The following is a 4,430-nucleotide window of genomic DNA, read 5'->3' as shown; positions in this document are numbered from 1 at the left end:
TTTGGAAGTCTCTTATTTACGACTACCCAGCCACTTAGCTGCCGCAATTCCAATCAAGCCGGCGACAATGGGATTACTGAGAAACTTCATAATTGCTGGTTGTTCCGCCAATACATCCCGGAAAATATCAGGATGGTTGTGATAAGCAAAAGATGCAAGTTTACTCACATCGTCAGATGTCATGCGCTTAGGGTTGCGAGTGGAAAGATTTAATTGTTGTTCTAAGCGTTTGTCGTCTAAATTTCTAGATTTAAATTCCTTGAAAAAAGCCCTAGCTACATCATCCCGTTCATTGGGTTTAATTTGGGCGATCGCTTTTTGTAATTCAGGTTCCATTTGGCTAGAAGGTATCCGTTCAGGACTGGCAGACCTGCCAAATAACTGACGACGTTGATCAGGTGTTGTGCGTTGGGCAAAATCATCGAAATTGTCAAAGGAAGCATCATCAAGAGATTCTACATTGCCTTGAGACAAATCTTGCATAATTTGTCGTCTGTACTCTTCGCTACTTGTCACTTTACCTATCTCCTTTTTTCATCACCTGAAAGGCTGAGTTGCAATCAAATTAGCTATACTGAATTTGATTAGTTGCCCTGTCATATTGAGTCGTCAAAATTAACTGTTTGTCTGGGCCATATACCAAAACAGTTAAATTCTGCCCTGGAAAGTTTTTCTCAAAACCTTGAACTAAAGATTTTGCCAAAGGTCGCACTTCCTTCGGACTAACTTGAGGAGAAATGACAACACCTAGCTTATTGTTATCGCGTACATAAGCATCCTGAATTAACCCCCTAGATGTTTCTACAACCCAGTCACCAAAACTTTGTCCAGTGGGAGTATTACCTCGTTCTAACTGTGCGTAAGTGACATCACGACCGATGGCTGGAGTAGCAGTGCGATCTGGTGCTGTTACAGTACCACCACCACAAGCAGTAGTTATTGTTAACACTAAAACCAAGACGAAGGCCGTCGCAATTTTACGACCCTGCTCAAGCAGATTCATTTTTTACCTCTCATAGTCAAATAGTTACCAATTATGTAATTTAATTCCCATAAATCAAAGAGACACTTAATTGATTAATCGGTTTTGGTGTAGATATAACTATAATAAAAAATCTTTTTTAGCTGAATTAAAAAATAAAGCATTTGTCTGGAATAAAAGGGACCAAGCCAAGATGATTACACAGTTTTTATCTTGGCAAATAAATTGAATCCCGTGATATTTTTTCAGAATTTAGCCAATCATAAATCCTCTAATTTAGCTTTTCTTTGACATTATCTTTCACGTCTTCAACACCGTGACGTACTTCACTTTCAGCTTGTTTAGCTTTACCTTTAGCCTGATCTTCTGGATCTCCGGTAATATTTCCCAGTGCTTCTTGAGCTTTACCTTCAATATTTTTAGCGGTGGCTTTGGCGCGATCTTCTATGCTCATTTTGCACTCCTAATTAAACAAATCATCAGCTTTAAAGTTATAAATTAACCTCAAAACCTTTTTGCGATTACCTCTATACTTTAGTTAAAATTTACCTTACCATCTTCCACCATAAGATACATTAGTTATCTATATAAAAAGACTGATTATAAAAGCAAGTTGAATATTTTATTTGATTAAAAAACCCGGTTATGTTATTAACCGGGTGATGGTAGTTATAGTATTGTTAGAATTAATCGAGAAAACCCATCATAATTCCTGACTCATCAGTTTCATTTGGTGCTGTTGGACGGTTGCCGAAGGAGGAATAGCTATCAGAAATTGCCAGTAAACTGGAACCAATTGGACGAATACCAGATAAGTTCATAGTGTCAACAATTTCAAACGTATGAGCGCCAATGGGGCGAATTCCCATAATATTAACTGTATCAGCTACTGTTAAAGTACTGATGCCAATAGGACGGATTCCAGAAATATTGACTGTCCCGGCAATTTGTAGACCACTGCTACCTATGGGACGAATTCCCGCAACGGCTAACTTCCCTTCTTCTTTCTTCACTGGGAGGTCAGAGCTTTTTTCGGTTTGATCTGTATTCAAACTATTATCCTGTTTATTTTCAACTTCCACCGTATTTTCTCCCTTTAGCTTGGTATCCTGTTTTTGAGGATCGATTTTTTCGCCAGTGCTGCTGATACTCATAAACCGATACCTCTGGTTTATTAACTGAATTTTACAATAATGAAGGAAAAATTAATTTATTTTCCACGTATAAAGAGTGTAACCTGAAAAAAGCTTGTAAATATATAAGTATCTTTCAAACGGATACATAAGAAAATTTAAATTGTAACTTTTTGTAAAAAAATATTGCTGTTTATTAGTTATGATTATCTAAGTTCAGCAGGGGTGCAACAGTATCGTTACCATGAGATCAGGTATTTTCAACAGATTGAAAAGAACTGTATGACAGGATTTTGTCTTCAAGCTCCCTTTATTCCCACAGGCGACCAACCACAGGCGATCGCGCAACTAACCAGTAGTATCCAATCTGGCAATCGTTATCAAACTTTACTCGGTGCGACGGGAACAGGTAAGACATTTTCCATCGCCGCAGTCATTGAGAAAGTTGGTAGACCCACTTTGGTACTAGCCCATAATAAAACTTTGGCAGCACAACTGTGTAACGAATTGCGAGAATTCTTTCCTCACAATGCAGTTGAGTATTTTGTCAGCTATTACGATTACTATCAGCCAGAAGCCTATATTCCGGTTAGCGATACTTATATTGAAAAAACATCTTCGATTAATGATGAAATAGATATGCTGCGGCATTCAGCGACGCGATCGCTCTTTGAACGTCGTGATGTGATTGTAGTTGCTTCCATTAGCTGCATCTACGGTTTGGGGATTCCCTCAGAATACCTCAAAGCCGCCATTCCTTTCCAAATCGGGATGGAAGTCAACCAGCGCCAAATTTTACGAGATTTGGCATCAGTGCAGTATAGCCGCAACGACATAGAAATGGGTCGGGGACGTTTTCGCGTCCGGGGTGATGTCTTAGAAATTGGCCCCGCCTACGAAGACCGAATTATTCGTGTAGAGTTCTTTGGCGATGAAATTGATGCGATTCGTTATATTGACCCTGTAACAGGGGAAATTATCCGTAGTTTGGAAGCTGTGAACGTTTACCCAGCGCGTCACTTTGTCACCCCACAGGAACGGTTAGAAATTGCTTGTAATGAGATTGCATTTGAATTAAAGCAACAAAAAACACAACTAGAACAAGCCGGAAAATTATTAGAAGCACAACGCATAGACCAACGCACACGCTATGACTTGGAAATGTTACGCGAAGTTGGTTTCTGTAACGGCGTAGAAAACTATTCTCGCCACTTAGCAGGAAGAGAAGCCGGCGCACCGCCAGAGTGTTTAATTGATTATTTCCCTAAAGATTGGCTATTAGTTATCGATGAATCTCACGTTACAGTACCACAAATTCGAGGAATGTATAACGGCGACCAAGCCAGAAAAAAAGTTTTAATTGAGCATGGATTTCGCCTTCCCAGTGCTGCTGATAACAGACCATTACAAGCAGAGGAATTTTGGCAAAAAGTCAATCAGTGCATTTTTGTTTCCGCCACACCAGGGAATTGGGAATTAGAAATATCTGAAGGTCATATTGCTGACCAAATAATTCGACCGACTGGGGTAATTGATCCAGAAATTTCTGTGCGTCCCACAGAAGGACAAATTGATGATTTATTAGGCGAAATTAAAGATAGAGTAGACCGTCAAGAGCGAGTGTTAATTACCACATTAACCAAGCGGATGGCGGAGGATTTGACTGAGTATCTGCAAGACCGGAGTATAAAAGTCCGTTATTTGCATTCAGAGATTAATTCCATTGAACGCATTGAGATTTTGCAAGATTTACGTGCGGGTAAATTTGACGTTTTAGTGGGAGTGAACTTGTTACGGGAAGGCTTAGACTTACCAGAAGTTTCCTTAGTAGCAATTATGGACGCAGATAAAGAAGGCTTTTTACGCGCCGAGCGTTCTTTAATTCAAACTATCGGCAGAGCCGCAAGACACATCCGGGGACAAGCAATTATGTATGCTGATAATATGACAGGCAGCATGATTAAAGCCATTGATGAAACAGATAGAAGGCGGGGAATTCAGATGGCGTATAACCGGACGCATGGCATTACGCCGCAACCGATTATCAAGAGATCAAGTAATGCCATTTTATCTTTTTTAGATGTTTCTCGGCGATTGAATGCCAATGATTTAAAAGTAGTCGATGAACATATAGATGAACTGCCTTTAGAAGAAATTCCAGGGTTGATTGGCAAGTTAGAAGCACAGATGAAAGATGCTGCGAAGAAATTAGAATTTGAAGAGGCAGGAAAATTGCGCGATCGCATCAAACATCTGCGAGATAAAATGCTAGGGCATTAGCGTTTAGTCACAACAGGCATTAAGGGAACAGGGGA

Annotated in this window: 5 protein-coding genes; 1 reads left to right on the top strand and 4 read right to left on the bottom strand. The window is 39.8% G+C overall.

All coding sequences use genetic code 11. The annotated features are described in order from the left end of the window. Positions 1-12: 12 nt before the first annotated feature. From VB654_RS22015 to VB654_RS22000, 4 genes are all read right to left on the bottom strand, one after another. Positions 13-516 carry a hypothetical protein gene (locus tag VB654_RS22015; protein ID WP_323215929.1) on the bottom strand — a complete coding sequence of 168 codons (504 nt, stop codon included), beginning with the start codon at positions 514-516 and terminating at the stop codon, positions 13-15. Between the two features lie 49 nt (positions 517-565). Further along, positions 566-1,003: a hypothetical protein gene (locus VB654_RS22010; RefSeq protein ID WP_323215928.1), complete on the bottom strand. Its 438-nt coding sequence runs from the start codon at positions 1,001-1,003 to the stop codon at positions 566-568. A 250-nt stretch (positions 1,004-1,253) separates the two neighbouring features. After that, a complete protein-coding gene (locus VB654_RS22005) occupies positions 1,254-1,436 on the bottom strand; it encodes a CsbD family protein (protein WP_323215927.1) in 183 nt (60 codons plus the stop codon). A gap of 232 nt (positions 1,437-1,668) precedes the next feature. Continuing rightward, on the bottom strand, positions 1,669-2,136 hold the full coding sequence (locus tag VB654_RS22000) for a hypothetical protein (protein WP_323215926.1): 468 nt from the start codon (positions 2,134-2,136) through the stop codon (positions 1,669-1,671). Positions 2,137-2,397: 261 nt separating this feature from the next. Here VB654_RS22000 and uvrB point away from each other — a divergent pair, with 261 nt between their 5' ends. Further along, on the top strand, positions 2,398-4,395 hold the full coding sequence (gene uvrB / locus VB654_RS21995; RefSeq protein ID WP_323215925.1) for an excinuclease ABC subunit UvrB: 1,998 nt from the start codon (positions 2,398-2,400) through the stop codon (positions 4,393-4,395). Positions 4,396-4,430 lie beyond the last annotated feature (35 nt).

It is taken from the genome of Nodularia sp. UHCC 0506, from assembly GCF_034931045.1.
Lineage (GTDB): Bacteria > Cyanobacteriota > Cyanobacteriia > Cyanobacteriales > Nostocaceae > Nodularia.
Note: the sequence above shows the minus strand (reverse complement) of the source record. Positions and strands in the feature narration are given on the sequence as shown.

What these genes read in the sequence shown, in the direction of transcription:
- VB654_RS22010 (WP_323215928.1), bottom strand. Translation starts at nt 1,003, where the DNA reads ATGAATCTGCTTGAGCAGGGTCGTAAAATTGCGACGGCCTTCGTCTTG.
- VB654_RS22005 (WP_323215927.1), bottom strand. Translation starts at nt 1,436, where the DNA reads ATGAGCATAGAAGATCGCGCCAAAGCCACCGCTAAAAATATTGAAGGT.
- VB654_RS22000 (WP_323215926.1), bottom strand. Translation starts at nt 2,136, where the DNA reads ATGAGTATCAGCAGCACTGGCGAAAAAATCGATCCTCAAAAACAGGAT.
- uvrB (WP_323215925.1), top strand. Translation starts at nt 2,398, where the DNA reads ATGACAGGATTTTGTCTTCAAGCTCCCTTTATTCCCACAGGCGACCAA.